The sequence below is a fragment of the Kribbella sp. NBC_00482 genome, assembly GCF_036013725.1.
Taxonomy (GTDB): Bacteria; Actinomycetota; Actinomycetes; order Propionibacteriales; family Kribbellaceae; genus Kribbella.
Window position 1 is genome coordinate 1,415,173 of sequence record NZ_CP107881.1, and the last position, 20,556, is coordinate 1,435,728.

Annotated in this window: 22 protein-coding genes; 7 read left to right on the plus strand and 15 right to left on the minus strand. The window is 69.2% G+C overall.

What is annotated here, in order from left to right; genetic code table 11:
* Positions 1-10: 10 nt before the first annotated feature.
* The 6 genes from OHB24_RS07095 to OHB24_RS07120 all read right to left on the minus strand — a co-directional run bounded on the left by OHB24_RS07095 (position 11) and on the right by OHB24_RS07120 (position 6,424).
* Positions 11-1,738 (minus strand): uroporphyrinogen-III synthase, encoded by a 1,728-nt coding sequence (locus OHB24_RS07095; protein ID WP_327638138.1) that lies wholly within the window; start codon positions 1,736-1,738, stop codon positions 11-13.
* Complete coding sequence (gene hemC / locus OHB24_RS07100) at positions 1,735-2,616, minus strand: hydroxymethylbilane synthase (protein ID WP_327638139.1); 882 nt, start codon at positions 2,614-2,616, stop codon at positions 1,735-1,737. Before hemC ends, OHB24_RS07095 begins: the two co-directional genes overlap by 4 nt.
* Positions 2,613-3,890 (minus strand): glutamyl-tRNA reductase, encoded by a 1,278-nt coding sequence (locus OHB24_RS07105; protein ID WP_327638140.1) that lies wholly within the window; start codon positions 3,888-3,890, stop codon positions 2,613-2,615. The genes hemC and OHB24_RS07105 overlap by 4 nt, the downstream gene beginning before the upstream one ends.
* A complete protein-coding gene (locus OHB24_RS07110; RefSeq protein WP_327638141.1) occupies positions 3,887-4,642 on the minus strand; it encodes a redox-sensing transcriptional repressor Rex in 756 nt (251 codons plus the stop codon). Before OHB24_RS07110 ends, OHB24_RS07105 begins: the two co-directional genes overlap by 4 nt.
* A gap of 100 nt (positions 4,643-4,742) precedes the next feature.
* On the minus strand, positions 4,743-4,979 hold the full coding sequence (locus OHB24_RS07115; protein WP_327638142.1) for a glutaredoxin family protein: 237 nt from the start codon (positions 4,977-4,979) through the stop codon (positions 4,743-4,745).
* Positions 4,976-6,424 (minus strand): class I adenylate-forming enzyme family protein, encoded by a 1,449-nt coding sequence (locus OHB24_RS07120; protein WP_327638143.1) that lies wholly within the window; start codon positions 6,422-6,424, stop codon positions 4,976-4,978. The genes OHB24_RS07115 and OHB24_RS07120 overlap by 4 nt, the downstream gene beginning before the upstream one ends.
* A gap of 391 nt (positions 6,425-6,815) precedes the next feature.
* On the opposite strand from OHB24_RS07120, the gene OHB24_RS07125 reads away from it, so the two are divergent.
* Positions 6,816-7,358: a sigma-70 family RNA polymerase sigma factor gene (locus OHB24_RS07125; protein ID WP_130384882.1), complete on the plus strand. Its 543-nt coding sequence runs from the start codon at positions 6,816-6,818 to the stop codon at positions 7,356-7,358.
* A 217-nt stretch (positions 7,359-7,575) separates the two neighbouring features.
* Positions 7,576-8,685 (plus strand): DUF5667 domain-containing protein, encoded by a 1,110-nt coding sequence (locus OHB24_RS07130; protein ID WP_327638144.1) that lies wholly within the window; start codon positions 7,576-7,578, stop codon positions 8,683-8,685.
* A 1,162-nt stretch (positions 8,686-9,847) separates the two neighbouring features.
* Here the strand turns inward: OHB24_RS07130 and OHB24_RS07135 are convergent.
* Genes OHB24_RS07135 through OHB24_RS07145 form a run of 3 tightly spaced genes read right to left on the minus strand, consistent with a single transcriptional unit; the run spans position 9,848 to position 12,078 of the window.
* Complete coding sequence (locus OHB24_RS07135) at positions 9,848-10,939, minus strand: lysophospholipid acyltransferase family protein (protein ID WP_327638145.1); 1,092 nt, start codon at positions 10,937-10,939, stop codon at positions 9,848-9,850.
* Positions 10,932-11,939, minus strand: coding sequence for an NAD-dependent epimerase/dehydratase family protein (locus OHB24_RS07140; RefSeq protein WP_327638146.1), 1,008 nt, complete (start codon positions 11,937-11,939; stop codon positions 10,932-10,934). The genes OHB24_RS07135 and OHB24_RS07140 overlap by 8 nt, the downstream gene beginning before the upstream one ends.
* Positions 11,940-11,976: 37 nt before the next feature.
* Positions 11,977-12,078: a 30S ribosomal protein bS22 gene (locus OHB24_RS07145; RefSeq protein WP_008356322.1), complete on the minus strand. Its 102-nt coding sequence runs from the start codon at positions 12,076-12,078 to the stop codon at positions 11,977-11,979.
* A 110-nt stretch (positions 12,079-12,188) separates the two neighbouring features.
* On the opposite strand from OHB24_RS07145, the gene OHB24_RS07150 reads away from it, so the two are divergent.
* Complete coding sequence (locus OHB24_RS07150) at positions 12,189-12,851, plus strand: class I SAM-dependent methyltransferase (protein WP_327638147.1); 663 nt, start codon at positions 12,189-12,191, stop codon at positions 12,849-12,851.
* 33 nt (positions 12,852-12,884) lie between these two features.
* On the opposite strand, the gene OHB24_RS07155 is transcribed toward OHB24_RS07150, so the two are convergent.
* Positions 12,885-13,058, minus strand: a complete 174-nt coding sequence (locus OHB24_RS07155) for a hypothetical protein (protein ID WP_327638148.1) — start codon at positions 13,056-13,058, stop codon at positions 12,885-12,887.
* 103 nt (positions 13,059-13,161) lie between these two features.
* Here OHB24_RS07155 and OHB24_RS07160 point away from each other — a divergent pair, with 103 nt between their 5' ends.
* Entirely contained in the window at positions 13,162-13,377 is a 216-nt protein-coding gene (locus OHB24_RS07160; protein WP_327638149.1) for a hypothetical protein, read from the plus strand.
* Here the strand turns inward: OHB24_RS07160 and OHB24_RS07165 are convergent.
* Positions 13,374-15,209 carry an AfsR/SARP family transcriptional regulator gene (locus tag OHB24_RS07165; protein WP_327638150.1) on the minus strand — a complete coding sequence of 612 codons (1,836 nt, stop codon included), beginning with the start codon at positions 15,207-15,209 and terminating at the stop codon, positions 13,374-13,376. The two genes, OHB24_RS07160 and OHB24_RS07165, sit on opposite strands and share 4 nt — an antisense overlap.
* A gap of 54 nt (positions 15,210-15,263) precedes the next feature.
* Here OHB24_RS07165 and OHB24_RS07170 point away from each other — a divergent pair, with 54 nt between their 5' ends.
* On the plus strand, positions 15,264-16,124 hold the full coding sequence (locus tag OHB24_RS07170) for an alpha/beta fold hydrolase (protein ID WP_327638151.1): 861 nt from the start codon (positions 15,264-15,266) through the stop codon (positions 16,122-16,124).
* Here the strand turns inward: OHB24_RS07170 and OHB24_RS07175 are convergent.
* On the minus strand, positions 16,114-17,361 hold the full coding sequence (locus tag OHB24_RS07175) for an amidohydrolase family protein (RefSeq protein ID WP_327638152.1): 1,248 nt from the start codon (positions 17,359-17,361) through the stop codon (positions 16,114-16,116). The two genes, OHB24_RS07170 and OHB24_RS07175, sit on opposite strands and share 11 nt — an antisense overlap.
* A gap of 64 nt (positions 17,362-17,425) precedes the next feature.
* Here OHB24_RS07175 and OHB24_RS07180 point away from each other — a divergent pair, with 64 nt between their 5' ends.
* Positions 17,426-17,914 carry a MarR family winged helix-turn-helix transcriptional regulator gene (locus tag OHB24_RS07180; RefSeq protein ID WP_327638153.1) on the plus strand — a complete coding sequence of 163 codons (489 nt, stop codon included), beginning with the start codon at positions 17,426-17,428 and terminating at the stop codon, positions 17,912-17,914.
* A gap of 48 nt (positions 17,915-17,962) precedes the next feature.
* On the opposite strand, the gene OHB24_RS07185 is transcribed toward OHB24_RS07180, so the two are convergent.
* From OHB24_RS07185 to OHB24_RS07195, 3 genes are all read right to left on the minus strand, one after another.
* Complete coding sequence (locus tag OHB24_RS07185; protein WP_112248247.1) at positions 17,963-18,178, minus strand: helix-turn-helix domain-containing protein; 216 nt, start codon at positions 18,176-18,178, stop codon at positions 17,963-17,965.
* 118 nt (positions 18,179-18,296) lie between these two features.
* Positions 18,297-19,472: an acetoin utilization protein AcuC gene (locus tag OHB24_RS07190; RefSeq protein ID WP_327638154.1), complete on the minus strand. Its 1,176-nt coding sequence runs from the start codon at positions 19,470-19,472 to the stop codon at positions 18,297-18,299.
* Positions 19,473-19,489: 17 nt separating this feature from the next.
* Positions 19,490-19,801 carry a hypothetical protein gene (locus tag OHB24_RS07195; RefSeq protein WP_327638155.1) on the minus strand — a complete coding sequence of 104 codons (312 nt, stop codon included), beginning with the start codon at positions 19,799-19,801 and terminating at the stop codon, positions 19,490-19,492.
* 85 nt (positions 19,802-19,886) lie between these two features.
* On the opposite strand from OHB24_RS07195, the gene OHB24_RS07200 reads away from it, so the two are divergent.
* Positions 19,887-20,435, plus strand: coding sequence for a TetR family transcriptional regulator (locus tag OHB24_RS07200; RefSeq protein WP_327638156.1), 549 nt, complete (start codon positions 19,887-19,889; stop codon positions 20,433-20,435).
* The last annotated feature ends 121 nt before the right edge of the window (positions 20,436-20,556 follow it).

The following is a 20,556-nucleotide window of genomic DNA, read 5'->3' on the forward strand; positions in this document are numbered from 1 at the left end:
AGCTCTTCCATCAGCTCTTACGGCGAGAACCCGAGCGACGCTCGGACGGACGGGTGACCGGCTCCCCGGCCTCCACCATGGTGTCACGCCGATCCGCACCGAACCGAGCAAGGGCGTCGGCCAGCTCCTCGACGGACGGCGACTCGGCCATCGCGTCGACCCGCAGGCCATGCTCCTCGGCGGTCTTCAGGGTCGCCGGGCCGATCACGCCGATCACCGTCGACGCGTGCGGCTTGCCGGCGATGCCCACCAGGTTCCGCACCGTCGAGGACGAGGTGAATACGACCGCGTCGAACTTGCCGGACTTGATCGCCTCGCGGGTCGGCGCGGGCGGCGGAGCGGCCCGGACGGTCCGGTACGCCGTGACGTCGTCGACCTCCCAGCCGAGATCGGTCAGGCCCGCGACCAGGGTCTCGGTGGCGATGTCCGCACGCGGCAGGAACACCCGGTTGATCGGGTCCAGCACCTCGTCGAACGGCGGCCAGTCCTCGACCAGCCCGGCGGCCGACTGCTCACCGGACGGGACCAGGTCCGGACGGATGCCCCAGGCCCCGATCGCCTCGGCGGTCTTGTCGCCGACCGCCGCGATCTTCAGGCCGGAGAACGCCCGCGCGTCCAGCCCGTACTCGTCGAACTTCTCCCGGACCGCCTTCACCGCGTTGACCGAGGTGAACGCGACCCATTCGTAGCGGCCTTCGACCAGACCGCGGATCGCCTTGTCCATCTGCTGCGGGTTGCGCGGCGGCTCGACCGAGATCGTCGGGACCTCTTCGGGCATCGCGCCGTACCGACGGAGCCGGTCCATCAGCGGGCCGGCCTGGTCCTTGGTCCGCGGGACCAGGATCCGCCAGCCGAACAGCGGCTTGGTCTCGAACCAGGACAGCGCCTCGCGCTGCTCGACGACGGCGCCGATCACGATCACGGCCTCGCCGGTCACCTTCGCGGCGCGCAGGTCGGTGACGATCGTCTCGAGCGTCCCGACCACGCTGGTCTGCGAGGTCGTCGTACCGCAGACCGTCGCCGCGACCGGGGTGGATGCGTCGAAACCGCCCTCGACCAGCGCCGCGACGGTCTCCTTCAGCACCTCGGTGGCGTTCAGCAGGACGAGCGTCTGCTTCGGCTGCAGGCGGCCCAGGTCGAGCTTGTTCTCGGAGAGGTCGACGACGGTGACCTCACGGTCGCCCTTCATGGTCAGCGGGATCCCGGCGTACGTCGGAACCGCGCTCACCTCGCTCACGCCCGGCACCACGTTGAACCCGATGCCTGCCTTCTTGCACGCGGCCGCCTCCTCGGCGCCGCTGGAGAAGGTGAACGGGTCGCCGGTCAGCAGCCGGACCACGTTCGCCGCGGACTTCGCCGTCTTCACCACCAGGCGTGCCCGGGCCGCGACCCGCAGCGCCCGGCTGCCCTCGGCGCCGGAGCCGTCCACGACCTCGACGCCCGGCCTGCAGTAGGTCAGGAACGCGTCGTGCTCGGGGCCCTCGACAACGACCGCGTCGGCGTTCGCGAGCACGTCACGGCCCGCCAGCGTCAGCAGCGCCGGGTCACCGGGGCCGACGCCGACGAATGTCACGTGGCCGAGCGGTTTGGTCTGCTTGACGGTACTGGTCGCGGCCTTCTGAGGTGCCGCGGTAGCGGCTGTCTTCGCGCTCACGTCTGCCTTCGCCCTCGTCGTTTTCCTGCTCGTCCTGTGGGCCGTGTTCTTGGCCGCAGTGGTCGTGCCCTGTGCCGGTGTCATATTCGCTCCAGCAACTCGTTCGCCAGCGCCTTGCCGACAGACACCGGGTCGTCCACCGGCCCGTTCGCGGAGAGCCGCCGTACGCCGTCGTCCTGGCCGAGCGCGCCCCGGAGCCAGAGCTCGGGGCCGTCCTCACCCTCGACCACCTCGGCCAGCGCGCCGACCGGAGCCGTGCACCCTGCCTCCAGAGTGGCCATCAGTTGCCGTTCCGCCGTCACCGCCGTGCGGGTCGCAGGGTCCTCCAGCGGGGCCAGCGCGGCCAGTACGTCGGTGTCGTCCGCACGGCACTCGATGCCCAGGGCACCTTGTCCCGGCGCGGGCAGCATCTGGATCGGATCCAGGGTCTCGGTCACCTCGTCGAGCCGTCCCAGCCGGGACAAGCCTGCCCTCGCGAGCACCACGGCGTCCAACTTGCCGTCGGTGACCAAGCCGATCCGGGTGTCCACGTTGCCGCGGATCCCGGTGCACTCGACACCGAGGCCGAGCGCGTCGAGCTGCGCGACGCGCCGTGCGGCGCCGGTGCCGACCAGGGCGCCGTGCGGCAGTTCTCCGAGGGTCAGGCCGTCGCGGGCGACGAGCACGTCGCGCGGGTCCTCGCGGACCGGGATGGCGCCGATCGTCACGCCGTCGAGCGGCGTGGTCGGCAGGTCCTTCAAGGAGTGCACGGCGATGTCGATCTCGTGTGCCAGCAGGGCGTCGCGCAGTGCGCTGACAAAGATGCCGGTGCCGCCGATCTGCTCGACCGGTGCGCGGTTGACGTCGCCGGTGGTCGTGATCAGGACGAGCTCGACCTCGTGACCGAGGGCGCGCAGCTGGTCGGCCACGATGGTCGACTGCGCGGTCGCCAGCTTGGAGCGGCGGGTGCCGAGCCGGATCATGCCTGCTCACTCCCCTTCGGCATCGTGACCGCGTCCACGGTCGCCTGGTCGAGAGCGAACAGTTGGCGCAGCGCGTCGGCGTACGTCGGGCCGCCCGGATCGCCGCCGAGCTCCTTCACGCGGACGGTCGGGTTGTGCAGCACCTTGTCGACGACGCGGCGGATGGTCCGCTCGACCTCGTGCCGCTCGTGCTCGTCGAGCTCGGGGAGCCGACGCTCGAGGCGGGCCAGCTCCGAGTCGACCAGCGAGCTCGCCATCGCCCGCAGCGCGACCACGGTCGGCGCCACCGAAGCGGCCCGTCGCGTCGCTTCGAACGAACCGGTCTCCTCGCCGACGATCCGGCGTACCTCGTCGATGTCGGCCTGGCTGCCGCCCGCCGTACCGATCAGGTCGGCCAGCGTGATCAGCGTGACACCGGGGATCCGGGCCGCCTCGGGAGCGACGTCGCGAGGCAGCGCGATATCGAGGACGCCGAGCGGCCTGCCGTCGGTTGCATTGCGGATCGTCTCGGCGGTCACTACGACACCGCGTGCACCGGTGCACGACACGACCAGGTCGGCGTCACGCAATGCTTCGGGCACGTCTGCCAGGCGGATCGCCGTACCGCCGATCCGGTCGGTCAGCGCGACCACACGGTCGTAGTTGCGGTTGGCAATGGTTACGGTCTTCGCGCCGCCGTTGAGCAGGGTCTGGGCGGCCAGCGAGGCCATCGAACCGGCGCCGACGACCAGGGCCCGGCGGCCCGCGAAGCCGCCGACCGCGTCCAGCCCGGCCGAGACGACCGAGCGGCCGGCCGAGTCGATCCCGGTTTCGGTGCGGGCCCGCTTGCCGACCCGCAACGCGTGCTGGAACAGGGCGTTCAGGTCGGTGCCGATGGTCTCCAGGTCCTGGCCGACGCGCAGCGTCTCCTTCACCTGGCCGAGGATCTGGCTCTCACCGACGACCATCGAGTCCAGCCCGACCGCGACCTGGAACAGGTGCGCGACGGCGCCTTCCTCGAAGTGCACGTACAGGTGCTCGGCCAGATCCAGCAGCGGTACGCCGGTGACGTCCGACAGGATCGCGGTGACCTCGTCCATCCCGGCGTGGAACCGGTCGACGGTCGCGTAGACCTCGGTCCGGTTGCAGGTGGCAAGGACCGCGGACTCCGCGACGGCCGCGGAGTTCCGCACCGCGAGGGCCAGCTTGGTCGCCGCGTCCGCGTCGAGCGCGACCCGCTCCAGTACGTCGATGGCAGCGGAACGGTGACTGATGCCGACCACGAGGTAGCTCACAGGCCTACACCCCCGCCGACACTCGGCAGATCGGGCATACCGTTCATCGCTGGTAGTTCGGGCACCTGGGGGAGCGCCGCCTCTCCGGACTTTCGTTGTTCGTGGTACGCCAGGATCTGCAGCTCGATCGAGAGGTCCACCTTGCGGATGTCGACGCCGTCGGGCACGGACAGCACCACGGGCGCGAAATTCAGGATGCTGGTCACCCCGGCCGCGACCAGCCGGTCGCAGACCTCCTGGGCCGGACCGGCAGGCGTGGTGATGACGCCGATCGAGACCCGGTCGGTCTCCACGATGTGCTCGAGCTCGGCGAAGTCGCGGACCTCCATGTCGCCGATCCGCTCGCCGACCAGCTTCGGGTCGGCGTCCAGCAGGGCGACGATCCGGAAGCCGCGGGTGCCGAAGCCCGAGTAGTTCGCCAGCGCGTGGCCCAGGTTTCCGATCCCGACGATGACCACGGCCCAGTCCTGGGTGACGCCGATCTCGCGGGCGATCTGGTAGCGCAGGTACTCCACGTCGTACCCGACACCGCGGGTGCCGTAGGAGCCCAGGTAGGACAGGTCCTTGCGGAGCTTGGCGGAGTTGACGCCGGCCGCGGTCGCCAGGTCCTCGCTCGACGCGGTCGCGATGCCACTGTCCGAGAGCGCGGTCAGGGCCCGCAGGTAGACCGGCAAGCGCGCGACAGTCGCCTCGGGGATGCCGCGTTCGGTTCTCGTCGGCGGGCCGGGGCGACGGCTGCTGGCACGCGTCACAATTCTCCTGGGAGCGGTTGGTTCACCGCGGTCTGACGGCCGGCGGCCCTCTTACTCTAGGAGCTTGTGAACGTGAGAACAAAATCGGCGGAAGTGACCCCTACCTCATCAGGGCCTTTCGCAGTCTGGCGGGGTCCACTCGCCAGAAGTCGTGTTGCTTCCCGTCCACGAACGTGACCGGGATCTGTTCGCCGTACTGCGTGAACAGCCGGTCGTCCTGCGTGATGTCCACCTCGGACCAGTCCGCGCCCACCTCGGCGCAGACCGCCCGGATGACCTCCCGGGCGTCGTCGCACAGATGACAGCCGGGCTTCCCGTACATGAGGACCCTGCTCATCGGTCCGCCTCGCGGAGCCGTCCCTTGGCGACCTTGCCGGTGACCGAGTGCGGCAGGTAGTCCGTCACCTCGATCTCGACCGGGCACTTGAACCGCGCCAGGCGGCCCTCGGCGTACTCCCGGACCGCGGTCACGTCGACCGATGCGTCCGGCAACGGCACCACGAAGGCCTTGACCGCCTCGCCGGTCTCCTCGGACGGTACGCCGATGACCGCGACCTCCCGTACGCCGGGAGCGCCGACCAGCACGTCCTCTACCTCGCTCGGGAACACATTGAACCCGGACACGATGATCAGCTCGCGCAGCCGGTCGACCAGGAACAGATCGCCCTCCGCGTCCAGGAATCCGACGTCGCCGGTCCGGTACCAGCCCTGCGCGTCAGGGCCGTCGACGGCGTCCGGCCAGTAGCCGGAGAACAGGTTGCCGCCGCGGATCAGGATCTCGCCGGGGTCGTCGCCCTCGACGTCCTCGCCCTGCTCGTCGGCGATCCGGACCTCGACGTTCGGCAGCGGGCGGCCGACCGAGCCGGGCTTCGGCTCGACCTCGCCCAGGGTCGTGGTGACGCCCGGGGACGCCTCGGTCAGGCCGTACCCCTGATGGACATGCAGCCCGGCGGCCTGCTCGAAGCGGTCCGCGAGCGCACGATCGAGCGTGGAAGCGCCGGTCAGCACGACCTTGACGGTCTTGAGCGACTCCCGCAGATCGGAGCGGGTCAACAGTGCGTGCAGCGCCGGCGGAGCGAGCGGCAGCCGTGTCACGCCGTACTGGCGGACCAGGGCGAGGGTCTCCTCGGGGTCGAAACGCTGCTCGACGACGAGCGCGGCGCCGGTCGCGACCGCCCAGCCGAGGACCGCGTTCAGACCGAACGCGTGGAACATCGGGAGCACCCCGAGCACCACGTCCTCGGGCCCCATCCGGTCCTCGCCGAGCTCGCCGAGGTTCCGCACATTCGCCGCGAGGGCCCGATGGGTGAGCATCGCGGCGCGCGGATCTCCACTGGTTCCGGACGTGTAGAGCAGCACCGCGAGCGTCTCGGGATCTTTCGACGGAAGTAACGGAGCGTCACCCTGGAGTTCGTCGGGGGCCACCGTGCGGACGCCCTCGAACCGGTCCGCGAGCCCCGGTCCGGCGATCGCCAGCCGGGCTCCGGAGTGCGCCGTGACGGTCGCCAACTCGGGCTTGGTGAGCCCGGTGTTCAGCGGCACGGCGACCAGTCCGGCCCGGAGAATGCCCAGGTAGGACGTGACGAACTCGATGCTGTTGGCAACCAGGAGCAGCACCCGGTACCCCGGCACCAGGCCGGCCGCCGCAAGCCCCTGCGCGGTCCGGTCGACGGCCTGGTCCAGCTCGCTCCAGGTCAGCCGCCGATCCCCGTCGACCAGCGCGGGACGCTCGCCATGACGTTGCGCTGTGTCACGAAGAATGTCCGCGAAATTCACGTTCACCAGGCGAGTCTGTCACGGCCGGGAGTCGCTCCGGGACCAACCGTCTTTCACAGAACGGTTGCAGCGGAGCGTAACCACCGATATACAGGTGACTTCGCGAGCGCGCTTCTGCTGAACCTCACACTGCAGAAACCCGCCCGCGGCGGGGACCTTCATGCGCAATGCACCACCCCCGACAGCAGGCTGCTCCGTACCGCGGAGGCAGTCCGCTGGCGCATTCGTGACCATCGGACCGGACGGAAGGCGGCACGCCCCAGCCTGTTGACAGCACGTATCTGAGCAGTAACGTTCAGTGCTGTCCCAGTCGCTGTGGCCATTCGCGGATGTGTCGAACGACGTGTCAGTTGAACGGGGAGAACACTTGACCACGCCGGAGCCAAGCCCGGACGGGATGAGACGTGCGGAGCTCGTCGATCGCGCCCAGGCCGGGGACGTCGGTGCCTTCGGTGAGCTGTACGACGAGTACTCGCTCACCGTCTATCGCTACATCTACGCACGGGTGTCGTCCTCGGCACTCGCCGAGGACCTGACCAGCGAGACCTTCGTCCGGGCGCTCCGTGCGCTGGACTCGTTCCGTTGGCAGGGCCGGGACTTCGGAGCCTGGCTGGTGACGATCGCCCGGAACCTGATCACCGACCACTACAAGTCGGGCCGGGTCCGGCTCGAGGTCGTCACCGACGAGATCGAGACCCACGACCGGCAGACCGAAGGCCCGGAGATCGACGTACTGGCCGCGGCCACCGCCGAGGTACTCCGGGACGCCGTCGCCGGCCTGCCCGACGAGCAGCGCGACTGCCTGACGATGCGGTTCTTCGCCGGTCTGTCGATCGCGGAAACGGCCAAGGCGCTGGAGAAATCCGAGGGCGCCGTCAAGCAACTGCAACTGAGGGCCGTACGGCACTTGGCGAAGGTTATCCCCAAGGACTTGAGATGAGGCGGATGACAACGAACGTCTTTCGTAACCCGTCAGGGAGTTACCTCGTTTGCCTGGTGAGGACCTGTCGGTGACCCCGACTGGCCATTGAGGAGAACGAGAACTCATGAGTGACCTACACAGGGCTCGAGCGCGCGCGGAGGCATTCGCGCACGCCGTCGATCACGGGCCCCGTCACTCCACGCGACTGGGCGATGACCCCGAGTTACTGGAAGCTGTGGAGCTCGTCGGACGGCTGAGGACCGCCGGCGCAGTTGCCCCGCGACCGGAGTTCAGTGCCGAGCTGCGGCACCGCCTGTTGGAACAGGCGGCGGCGCGCGCGGCGACCACTGCGACTCCGTTGACGGTGCACACCGCACCAGACGACTCGGACGACCCGCCGGGTAGCGAGGACGTTGGCGCGTCCGTGACAGATATCCGTCGTCGCCAGGGCCGGAGGATCCGGCTCGTGGCCAGCACCGCCGCGCTGGTGCTGCTCGGAGGTGGCATCGGTTCCGCCGCCGCCGCTCAGCAGGCCATGCCCGGCGACACCTTGTACGGAATGAAGCGCAGCATCGAGAACGTGGCGACCAACGTCGGAGTCGGCGACGACTCCCGCGGCCGGCGCGATCTCGAGCACGCGATGACCCGATTGTCCGAAGTCCAGGAGCTGGCCGGTAACGGCGGCTCGGTGGGCACGATCAACGCGACACTGGACGACTTCTCGGCACAATCCCGCAAGGGCGTGTCCCGACTGGTCGCGTCGTACCAGCAGGACAACGACGAGAGTTCGATCACCGCGATCACGGCGTTCATCACCAGCGCCCGCCAGGCTTTGGTCGAGCTCGCGCCGAAACTCCCGCCGGAGTCGCTGAAGTCCGGGGTCGAGGCACTCGCCACGATCGAGCAGCTGGCGCAACACACCTCGGCGGCATGCCCGAAGTGTGCGGCACCGAAGCCGTCCGGCTCGCCGAGCACCGGCACCAACAACAACCAGCCGAACCGCACCAGCCCCGGCACGGGCTCCGAGTCGAGCAACCCGGTCAAGGCGTCGTCGAGCCCCAAGGCATCGGCAACGACGGTCCCGACCCCGGTCACCTCGACTGTGCAACCGAGCACCGCGCCGACCAAGCTGCCGAACACCACCATCGTGGAGTCCACCGCTCCGCCGCCGACCAGCCTGAAGACACCACCCGTGCCGTCGTCGTCAAACTCGCCGATTGCGACGCCCACCGTGCTGCCTTCCACGCTGACCCCGACCACGCCGTCCTGGCCGTGGCCGTTCCCGACAACACCACTGATCAACCTGCCCGGAGTCCTCCAAACCCTGCTCCCACCCTGGAAGTAGACGGACCTCCGAGCCCCGCAGCCCCCGGCACAAGCACCACCGCCGGGGGCTGCGTCATCTCCCCACCACACCACCCCCGCCCCGAATCCCCCCTCGCACACGACCCGCTCAGCACAACCTCCCGCTCCGCATCACCCCTCCCCGCCCCGCACCACCTCCCGCCCCGCACCACCTCCCGCCCCGCACCACCTGCCGCCTCGCACCACCTCCGGCCCCGCGGACATCACCTCCGGCGGATCACCCACCTCCCGCGGACACGGGTACCACGGTGACGCGTGCCGAGCCAGCAGCCGGCACGCCACCTCACCCGCGCACCACCTCTCGCCCCGCGGACACAGCCCCGCGCACGCCACCGCCCCGCGTCCCACAAGTCACGAGTAGACCCCTTCCCGCCCCCACCGTTTCCCCTCCGCCGACCGCGCCGGCGTACTGCATTTCAGGGGATATCCGCTCGTGTGCTGGGTTCTCTGTTGGTACTCGAGGGGAGAACCCACAACGGGAGGGGATATCCGGCTCTTCTGACTGATCCGTGGGCCCGGCCGGTCGCGGGTCAGGGCTTCCGGCCGAACCGAACGTCCCGCCGCGGCCCCCGCTGTCTGCCAGCTATTGGTCGCGGTCCCGTCTGCATTGGTGGAGGGTTTCCCGTACATCGGTGGAGTGTTTCTGGCCCTATCGCAGCAAAACCCTCCACCAACAACCGCCCCATCGCCGTCACCACGTCAGCTGGGAAGCGGGGGGTGGGTTGGGGAGGTTGTCGTCCCGGATCGGGCAGGAAATCCTCCCCAGATCCGCCTACCAGCTCATGCCACGCACGGCACCCGCGGGCACCGGCCGGGAGCAAACCACCCACGGATGCGGCAGGAGAGCCGGATATCCCGTCTTCTGCTCCACGGGTGGGTGGGTGCTTGAGGCCCGGCACCAGTGAGAGGCGGGGCGGTGGTCTGCGCGGGCGGTGGTGTCCGCGGGAGGTGGTGTCCGCGGGAGGTGGTGTCCGCGGGAGGTGGTGTCCGCGGTGCGGGAGGTGGTTGATCAGCCGTGCGGGGCGGCAGGCAGTGTCCGCGGGGCGGGAGGTGATGTTCGCGGCGCCGGAGGTGGTGCGGGGCGTGAGGTGGTGTGTGCGGGAGGTGGGTGGGCGGCCGGGCGCGGGTGGGCGGTGGGTGGGTTAGAAGAAGACGCTGCGGCGTTGCATGAGGAGGGTGTAGAGGGTTTGCTGGATGGTTTCGCGGACCTGGTCGGTGACGTTGAAGACCAGCATCGGGTCGTCGGGGGCGCCGTCGGCGAAGTCGTCGGTGCGGATCGGTTCGCCGAACTCGATCAGCCACTTGGACGGCAGCGGGATCAGGCCGAGCGGCCCGAGCAGCGGGAAGAACGGCGTGATCGGGATGTACGGGACGCCCAGCAACCGCGCCAGCGAGGCGATGTTGCCGACCAGCGGATAGATCTCCTCGGCGCCCACGATCGAGCACGGCACGATCGGTACGCCGGTCCGCATCGCCGCGCTGACGAATCCGCCGCGCCCGAAGCGCTGCAGTTTGTACCGCTCGGCGAACGGCTTCCCGAGGCCCTTGAAACCCTCCGGCCAGACACCGACCAGGTTCCCCTGCCGGAGCAGGCGCTCGGCGTCGTCGTTGTTCGCGAGCGTCGCACCGCCCTTGCGGGACAGTTCGCCGACGAACGGCGTCTGGAACACCAGGTCCGCGGCGAGCGTGCGCAGCGGCCGGCCGGTGTGATCCGCGACGACCACCTGGGTGACGAGCCCGTCGAGCGGCATCGTGCCGGAGTGGTTCGCGACGATCAGGGCACTGCCGTCGGTCGGGATGTTCTCGATCCCGCGGACCTCGACCCGGAACCATTTCTCCACCATCGGACGCAGCATCGGCAGCAGCACCTGGTCGGTCAGGTCGGAGTCGTACCCGAATTCGTCGAGCTCGTACTCTCCGGTCAACCGCCGGCGCAGGAACGCCAGCCACTCGGCGACCCGCCGCTCCCCGTCCTCCCCGAACAGCCCACGCACCGCCTGCTCGAGCCCCGCGAAGTCGAAACCAGCAGGCGCCTCAGGGCCGTCGACATCCGGTACGACGCCGACCGGCTCGACCGGCGTCTCGCCGGCTCGCTCCTCGCTCCGGTCCTTCTTCTTCGCGCGGACACCGGGTCCCGCGAGCGCACGAGCCGCGGCCGAGGGCGTCGTACGGCGTCCGCTCCCGCGGCCCGGTCGGCCGCCGGAGCCGATCGGGATCACGTCCGCGTCAGCCACGCAGCGCCCCCAGGCCAGCGGTGAGCAAGCTGGACACGCGGCTCATCGCGCCGGTCCCGAGCGATCGCCGGAAGTCGTCGAACGCCTCCGCGGTCGAGTACTTCGGCTCGAAGCCGAACTCGGTCCGCATCCGCGTCGTGTCCACACCCCGCCCGTACGTCAGGAACGTGATCTGGTCCGGCGAGAAATCAGCCAGCCGGGCTCGCCGTACGGCGGCCGCCGTGCTGGACGCGGTGAACGAAGGCAGCCGCAGCGTCGGCCGGCCGAGGCGGCGGATCGCCTGGGACAGCGAGAGCACGCCGTCACCGGCCAGGTTGAAGGTCCCGGGAAGATCATTGACGGTCGCGTGGTGGATCGCCTCGACGCCGTCGTCCTCGTGCAGGAACTGCAGGCGGGCGTCGTACCCGAACACTGTCGGTACGACGGGCATCGCGAAGTAGCGCGTGATCGGCGAATCGGTCTTGGGGCCGATCCAGTTCGCCATCCGGAGTGTGCTGACGCAGACGTCGGGGCGACGCCGGGCGAAACCCCGCACGTAGCCCTCGACCTCGACGGCGTCCTTGCTCAGCCCGTGGTGATGGATCGCCCGCGGCGCCATCTCCTCGGTGAACATCGCCGGGTCCCGCGCGCCCGCGCCGTACACCGTGGTGGACGACTTCACCACCAGCTTGGCCACGCCAGGCGCCTTCTGGCAGGCGGCCAGCAGCTGCATGGTGCCGATGACGTTGATCTCCTTCATCGACGACCGGCCACCGGCGCTGCCGGGCGTGGCCACCACGCCGGTGTGCACGACCGTGTCCACGTCCTCAGCGGCGATCACCTTGGCGATCACCGGATTGCGGATGTCGGCCCGGACGAACCGGACCCGGCCGAGCTCCGCGCGCGGCGGAACCACGTCGACACCGAGAACAGTGCCGATCGACGGGTCGTCAGCCAGTCTCCGGGCACAGCGAGCACCGGCGTCCCTCGAGACGCCGGTCACCATCACTACCTGTGCCACGAGCAACCCCCAGCCGGACCGGGCGCGGCAGAACGGACTACTTGCCGAGCTTGCGGCGCTGCACCCGCGTCTTCTTCAGCAGCTTGCGGTGCTTCTTCTTCGCCATACGCTTGCGGCGCTTCTTGATTACGGAACCCACGTCTGACCATCCAAACTCAAAGAGAACGTCGGCAAAGCTTACCCGTAGGTCACTGTCCCGACCTAAAGGAGGCTGCACCAGTAGACTGGGACCCTACCTGGGGAGGCTGGATGCGGGCTCGGTACGACGGTCTGGCGGAGTGGTACGACGGTCGGTACGTGATCGGTGCGGACGATCATCAACCGGGTTTGCTGGAGCTGCTGGGACCCGGCTCCGGGCCCTGCCTGGACGTCGGCTGCGGCACCGGGCGGAACTTCGAGACCATCCGGGCCAGCGGACGCAGCGTCGTCGGGCTGGACTACTCGCGGGACCAGTTGCGGCTCGCCCGGACGCGGACCGACAGTCCGCTGATGCGCGGTGACGCCGCGGCGCTGCCGTTCCCGGACGAGTCGTTCGACACCGCGATCACGCTGTGGATCTCCACCGATGTCGACGACTTCGGCGCGGTCCTGCTCGAGGCAGCCCGGGTACTGCGTCCCGGCGGGGTGCTCGTCGCGTACGGCGTACACCCCTGCTTCAACGGGCCGCATGTCCTGTACGCCGACGACGGCACGCGGGTCGTGCATCCGACGTACCGCCGATCCGGTTGGCACGAGGCCTCGCCCTTGTGGAGCGACGAGGGAATCCGTCACCGGATCGGCATGCGGCACGTTCCACTGCCCGAGTACCTGAACGCGATCCTCGCAACCGGCCTACTCATCGACCGCTTCGAGGAACCCACCGGCCCGGACATCCCGCACTCACTGGCAGTCCGGGCACACAAAGCTGCCTGACGTCAGGCGAGGTGCTGTCGTGCAGTCAGGATTTCAGGCGGCCTTGCGGACGGCGACCGGGACGGCTGGCTTGGTGAGGACGGCCAGGTGCGGGGTGGTGGTCTTCGTGGTGGTGCTCGCGTAGGCGGCGGGGGTGAAGGCGACGGCAGCGAGCCCCAGGGTCGCGATGGTGCCTACGGCAACGGTCTTGACGATTCGGATCGGCATCGGGAGCCTCCTTCAGGTTGGTGATTCCATCCTGATCGCGCGGTCTGCGACGGTCCTGACAGATTCCTGGGAGTCGGCTGGGAGTGCCAGGTACCTTGGAGAAATGGCCTACCTGGTGTTTCTTGCCGGACTCGCGGTGGTGCTCGCGGGGCTGACCTGGTTCGCCTCGTGGGCCAGGCGTCGCGGGCGCGGGTCCGGGGTGGCCGGCGCACTCGCGGCGTACGAAGAGGCGTACCGGACGACGGCGCACCAGTCGCACTACGAGGTGCGACAGCAGGCCGATCGGAAGTCCGAGAACGGGTCTCCGGACGACCTCTAGCGCAGGTAGTCGGCGATCGGGCCGAGAGTGAGCAGGCCGCTTCCTGCTGCGTGTTCGTCCGCCGCCGGGGCTAGTGCGGCTTGTGCCTTTGCCAGCAGCTCGGGGTCCTGGGTGCTGTAGGCGGTCAGCGCCCAGTACGCCTCGAACAGCAGGCCAGGCGGCGGATCCGGCGATCCGTGCACCCACGGGGCGTGCGGGCCGTAGTCAGCCGTCGGGATCGGTTCGCCATGACGTACGGCGTGCGCGGCCAACGCCAGCGGGAGGAGACCGGCACTCAGGCCGGGCATGCCCGCATCGTCGAGCAGGGCGGCTGCGGCGCGATACGACTCGGGGGTGTCCTTGCGGAGGGCGGCGTACCAGCAGGTGAAGACGGCGACGAGCGGGAGCTCGTGCCGGGTGGCCAAGGCGTCGGCGGCTGCGGCGTGTTCGTCGGATGCGGTGTGGTCAGCTCTTGCGCAGGCGGATTGCAGCCGGATCAGGTGGCCGAGAACCTCGTAGGTAAAGAGGTTGTGGCGTTGCGAGAGGGTGATGAGTTCGGCGCCGATCGCGTCTCGTTCTAGCGCGAGGCCGGCGCGGTGGCAGGTCTGCATGAAGACGCCGTTCAGCGTGAACGCCAGCAATGCAGGGTCGTCGAGGCCACGTGCGAGTTGCTCGGCCTCGAGCGCTGCCTCGCGTGCTCGCGGCGAACGGGAGCCTCTGGACTCGAGCGCGATCGTGGCGAGCAGTCGTGCGCGGATGCTCGCGTGATCCTGGGTCGGCAGTGCGCGTTCGGCGGCGGCCACGATGGCGGCTGCTTGAACTTCGTCGTCGGAACGGGTCCAGATCGCCGGTACGTCGTACGCGCCGATCACGCGGGCGGTGAGGTCGGGGTCGCCGAGCTCCTCAGCGGCAACGATCGCGGCGAGCCGGTGTCGACGAGCGGCTTCCAGCCCGCCGCCTCCGGTGACTGCAAGGTTGCGGAGCAGCCCGACGGTCGATTCGATCCGTGCACGCGTCCCACCGACAGCGCGGTCATACGCCGCAGCCGTCTCGGCCCACACGCTCCCGGCCGGCGAGAGATGCGCGGCCTGGTTGAGGATGTCGGTCTCTAGACGGCTGAGCGCGGGACCGGGGTCGACGCCGAGCTGACCCACCAGGGTTTCCCGGGCGCGGCGCAGTACGGCGAGAGCGTCGCCCTGCCGCTCGCTCCGGTACAACGCCAACGCCAGCAACCGCCACGCATCCTCGCGCCACGGATGCTCGGTGACGTGGGCGTCGAGGTCCGGCACAGCCTCCGCGGCGAGGCCCAACTGCAGGCGCGTTTCCGCGATCTGCTCCACCGCGTGCAGTCGCAACTCGGTCAGTCGCGCACGCTCGGCCAGAGCCCACGGTTCGTCCACGAACTCGGCGTACGCCGGCCCGCGCCACAACGCCAACCCAGCCAACAGCTCCGCCAACCGCTCCTCCGGCGACACCACGGAACCGGTCGCCCCGCTCGCACCCGCCGCTTGCACCGTCTTCTCGAAGTGCCAAGCGTCGACGTTCGTTGTCTTCAAGGCGTAGCCGGGGCCTGCCGTCACCAGCAACCGGGCTGGTTCGCGCGGGGCGCGTTCGGGCTCGATCGCTCGACGTAGCGCGGCCACGAACGTCCGCACGGCACTCAGCGCACCCGCCGGCGGATCGATCCACAGGTCGTCCACCAGCACCTGCGCGGGCACGACCCTCCCCCGCGCCACGATCAGCCGCGCCAACACTGCCCGATGCCGAGGCCCCCGCACATCAACCGGTGCGCCCTTCGAGTCGGACGGCTCCTCCGCCCAGGCGACAACCGGTCCCAGCACGCCGAACTTCACTTGGCCACGGTAGCGCTCATCAAACGCTCATTCGGAGCGGCGAGGCTGGGCGGCATGAAGATTGACGGGTTTGAGTACCGGCGGGTGCCGGGTGCGGATGGTGTGGTGCTGAATGTTGCCGTTGGCGGCTCGGGCACTCCGGTGGTGTTGTTGCACGGGTTTCCGCAGACGAATCTGATGTGGCGGCGGGTCGCGGCCGAGTTGGCGGTGGATCACACCGTGATCTGTCCGGATCTTCGGGGGTACGGCGATAGCGACAAGCCGGTCGAGGGGTATTCGAAGCGGAGCATGGCTGCGGATGTTGTTGCGGTGGCGGGCGCGTTGGGGCATTCGCAGTTCGCGTTGGTCGGGCACGATCGGGGTGCGTTGGTCGCGTTCCGTGCTGGGCTTGATCACCCGGATGTGGTGACGCACTTGATGTGTCTGGACGTGCTGCCGACGCTCGACATGTGGGACGTGATGCAGGGGACGACCGCAGCGGTCGGGTTCCACCTGTATCTGATGGCACAGCCGGTCGGGTTGCCGGAGCGGATGATCGCGGCCAGTTCGGATGAGTTCTTCGGGTACTTTCTCGATCTGTGGGCGAGTGATCTCGCGGCGATCCCGGCCGATGTCCGCGCGGCGTACCTGGAGGCGTGCCGGGGCGCGGTGCCGTCGATCGTCGCGGACTACCGTGCCTCGGCGACCGTCGACGTCGCACACGACCGGGAGGACCTTGCCCAGGGCAACAAGTTGAGGATGCCGGTGACGGTGATTCAGCAGGACTGGGGTGCTGCGCTCGGGTTCGACGCCGCGGCTCTCTGGAAGAGCTGGGCGCCTGATCTCCATCATCAAACCACCACCTCCGGACACTTCATGGCGGAGCAGAACCCCACCGAGGTCAGCACAGCAATCCGCGAGCTACTCAGGCGCTAGCGGCTCCGGTGAGGTAGGCGGCTGATTCGGCGAGGTCGGTGAGGGCCGGTGGTAGCAACGGACTCAGGAGTCGGCCGTCTCGTTTGACCGGTGTGCCTCCGACGAGGACTGTGTCTACGTTTCCCGGATGCGCGGCAGTCACCACAGTCGCGACCGGGTCGTGGTGGCCGCCGGCCAGGTTGACGTCTGTGCTGCGGAGCAGGACGACGTCGGCCTTGTTGCCGACGGTGAGCGATCCCACGTCGGTCAACCCAAGCGCTCGGGCTCCGCCGTACGTCGCCAACTGCAGCACCTCAGCGGCCGTGAACGCCTCGTAGCCAAGGGAAAGCACCTCGTGCATCGCGCGGAACATGTCGCCGCCGGCCGTGGTCACCACATCGATCCCGAGGCTGAACGGAATCCCGGCCTCGCGCAGCCGCCCGGACAGCTGCGGCCCCATCTGCATCCGCGCCTCGACCGTCGGCGTGACCGACACAGCCGCGCCGGTCTCGGCGATCACCTTCAGCTCGGAGTCGGGCAGGTTGTTGCCGTGCACGTACAACGTGTTCGGCCGCGCCAGCCCGGCATCCCGCAACCGCGTGATCGGGTCGGGGGTCTGCGGCGTGCTGCTGACATGGACGACCACCGGCACCCCGAGCGAGTCGGCCAGCTCCCAGTCAGCGCGGACCGTCTCGAACGGCGCGTACGCCGGGCCGATCGCCGCCACGGCCAACTCGAGCCGCTCGGATCGGCGCGTCATGATCCGGCGCATCTCACCGGCGTCGACAGCGGAACCGCCCAGCGGCGAGGGACCATACCCGAAGACGGCCCGGATCCCGCTGAGCTCCAACGCATCCAGCGCCGCGTCGGCCTGCTCCGGGGAGCGTTGCACGTGGGAGTAGTCCTGCACCGTGGTGATGCCCGCGTCCAAGCACTCCAGCGCGCCGACAAGGTTGCCCGCTGCAACATCTTTCGCACGGAACCTGGACCCGTAGCCGTCCAGCACGCGCTCGAAGTACACCCCGAGCCCCGCGTCGAGGGTGATCCCGCGCAACGCGGTCTGCCACAGGTGCCGATGCGTGTCGACGAACCCGGGCAGCACGATCCGCTCCCGCGCGTCGATCACCTCGGCGTCGGCGGTCAGGCCGGCCCCGACCGCGGCGATCCGCCCGTCCTCGATCAGTACGTCGGTGTCGCGCCGTACGACGACCTCCGGGAAGGTGTCGATCACCGTCCCACCCTTGAGCAACAACCTCACGTCGATCTCCCTCAGTAGAAAGCTTTGAAGAAAGCTATCATCAAAGGCAGATAGGCTGTCAACCGTGACCGACGACCCTGTGGACCGGCTGATCTCGTCCTGGGAGCACGAGCTGCCCGAGGTGCTGTATCCGACCAGCGAGCTGACGAAGCGGCTCATGATGCTGGCCGGCGAGCTGAACGCGTCGACGCGGCGGGTGCTGCGCGACCTGGAGCTGACCATGGCCGAGTTCGACGTGCTCGTCTCATTGCGCCGATCCGGTACGCCGTACCGCCAGAAGCCCTCGGACCTGGTCCGGAGTCTGCTGCTGTCGTCGGGCGGCACCAGCAACGTGACGAATCAGCTGGTCCGCCGCGGCCTGGCCGTTCGCGAGTCCGATCCGGACGACGGGCGCGGGACGCAGATCCGCCTGACCCCGGAGGGCATCAGCCTGGCGGAGCAGGCCGTGAAGGCGAGTTCGGCCGCCCACCATGAGCTCTGGGCAGGGCTGCCGGACGAGGTCATCACAGAGGCAGCGAAGGCGCTGCGGCCGCTGAACGGGCCCAGGACATGACGAAGGGGCCGGTCCTGAACAGGATCCGGCCCCTCCGGCTTCTCGTGGTTATCCGGCCTGGAAGAAGGCGCCCTTGAGGTAGTCGTGCACGGCGTCCTCAGACACCCGGAACGAACGACCCACCCGCACCGCGGGCAGCTCACCGGAGTGCACCAACCGGTACACCGTCATCTTGGACACGCGCATGGCCGTGGCGACTTCCGCCACGGTCAGAAACTTCACCTCGGCGAGCGGCGACTCACCGCCGGACTTCTTTGATGCCATTGCGCACCGCACTTCCAGCACGGATCGTGCGCCGGCTTCCCCTCCGGCACCTCCGTCCGTGCATGGCACGAGCGTAGTGGCTGTTGGTACGAATGGGAAAGAGGGGGACTCCTGTGACTCAGTAGGTCGGATCAAGACCTAACAAAGGGAAGCTGGTGTCGCGGGTGGCCTTGATGGCTCGGTCGAGCCAGGTGTCGGGGTTGTAGCCGCTCGACCAGTCGACGTACGACGCGTCGCGGCCGTCGGTCATGCGCACCGGCGCGACGCGGCCGAACCGCCGCTCGACGTCCTCGCGCCAGGCGTCCGGCACCAGCGTCGCGGGGTCGATCGGGTGGCCGGCGACGATCGCCAGCAGGTGCGTCCAGGCCCGCGGTACGACGTCGATGATCGCGTACCCGCCGCCGCCCGTGGCGACCCATTTCCCGTCGGCCACCTCGTGCGCGAGGTCGTGCAGGGCCAGGTACGCCGCACGCTGCCCGTCGATCGTCTTCGTCAGGTGTGCCAGCGGATCCTCGACGTGCGAGTCGCACCCGTGCTGCGTGACCAGGACGCTCGGACGGAACGCCTTCACGACGTCAGGGACGACCGCGTGGAACGCTCGCAACCAGCCCGCGTCCCCGGTCCCGGGCGGCAGCGCAACGTTGACCGACATACCCTCGGCGTCCGGTCCGCCCGTCTCGCCGGCGCTGCCGGTGCCCGGGAACAGCGTGGTCGGCGACTCGTGCAGGCTGACGGTCAGGACGCGGGGGTCGTTGTAGAAGACGGTCTGTACGCCGTCCCCGTGGTGAACGTCCACGTCGACGTACGCGACCCGCTCGGCGCCGTGATCGAGAAGCCACTGGATCGCGATCGCCGGGTCGTTGTAGACGCAGAAACCGCTGGCCTGGTTGGGCATCGCGTGGTGCAGACCGCCGGCGACGTTCGCGGCGTGCAGGACGTCGCCCTCCCAGACCGCGCGGGCCGCCTCGACCGAGGCGCCGGCGATCCGCGCGGAGACCTCGTGCATGTGCGGGAAGCAGTACGTGTCCGACGTACCGAGTCCGTGCACGGGATCGGCATCGTCGGGATGCTCGCCCGCACGCTTCACCGCGGCCACGTACTCGGCGGTGTGCACGGTCTCGAGCAGCGCGTCGTCGGCGGTCGGCGCGGGCACGACCTTGAGTTGGTCGAGGACGCCGAACTCCCGGGCGAGCTTGATCGTCAGCTCCACCCGGATCGGACTCATCGGGTGCCCACGACCGAAGTCGTACGCCGTCAACCCGTCGTCGAACACCAGCAGCGCCTCACCACTCATGCCCTTGACCTTAACCTTCAGATCTTCGGAAGGGGTTTCCCGAAGTGCACGCTCAGTCGGTAAGCGCCTCGCCGGGCGTGGAAGACGGTCATGCCGACGACTCCCAGGGAGCCGGCGACCAACGCTGCGCGGGGATGGTCGCCGACCTGCGCCAGGGCGAGCAGTGCGCCGGCGATCGCGAACGCGGCCAGGCCGCCGACCGCGTTGTTGGTGGCCGAGTTGCCGGTCAGGTTCGGGTACTCGCGGGCAGTGATGCCGGTGACGAAGTGCGGGATGCCATTGGTGCCCATCAGGCCGGCCAGGAAGGCCAGCACGATCGCCTGGATCATCGATGCTCCTCATTCGGTCTACAGATGTTGACTGAAAAGGTAGACCAGCCAACGGCATTGGGTCAACATGCGTAGACTGAGGGCCGTGACGACCAGGGTGGAACAGCGGCGGCGGACGGAGACCCGGATCCTGACCGCGGCCCGGGAACTGTTCGGCGAGCAGGGCTTCGACCGGACAACGATCCGGGCGATCGCGACCCGGGCCGGGAGCGATCCCGGGCTCGTGATGCGGTACTTCGGGTCGAAGGAGAAGCTGTTCGCGCAGGCGGCCGCGATCCCCGCGGACGGGCCGATCGAGGGCTCACCGGATCAGATCGCCGAGCAACTCACCGCGGCGCTGACCGAGAAACTTGCCGACGAGCCGGCCGCGGCACTCGCCGCACTGCGCGCGATGTTCACCCATCCGGAGGCAGCCGAAGAGGTCCGGGCCGCGATCACAGCGCAGCAGCGGCAGGTTGCGGCGCAGTTGTCCGGGGACGACGCGTTGGTGCGGTCCGGCGTGATCGGCGCGCTGACTCTCGGGCTGGTGATCTCGCGGCACCTGGTCAGGCTGGACGGCCTGGACGCGCCGCCCGAGGAGCTGATGGCAATCGCCGGGCCGTTGATCGAGAACCTGACGACAGGCCGGGCATAAACCAAACGGGCGGCGCGACACCCCTCCCTGGTCGCGCCGGCCCGTCGGTGGTCCAACAGTCGATTCATCGGCGGCGGACTGCAAAGCGTTACAGAATTTGCAGTGTCTGCCAGAAAAGCCG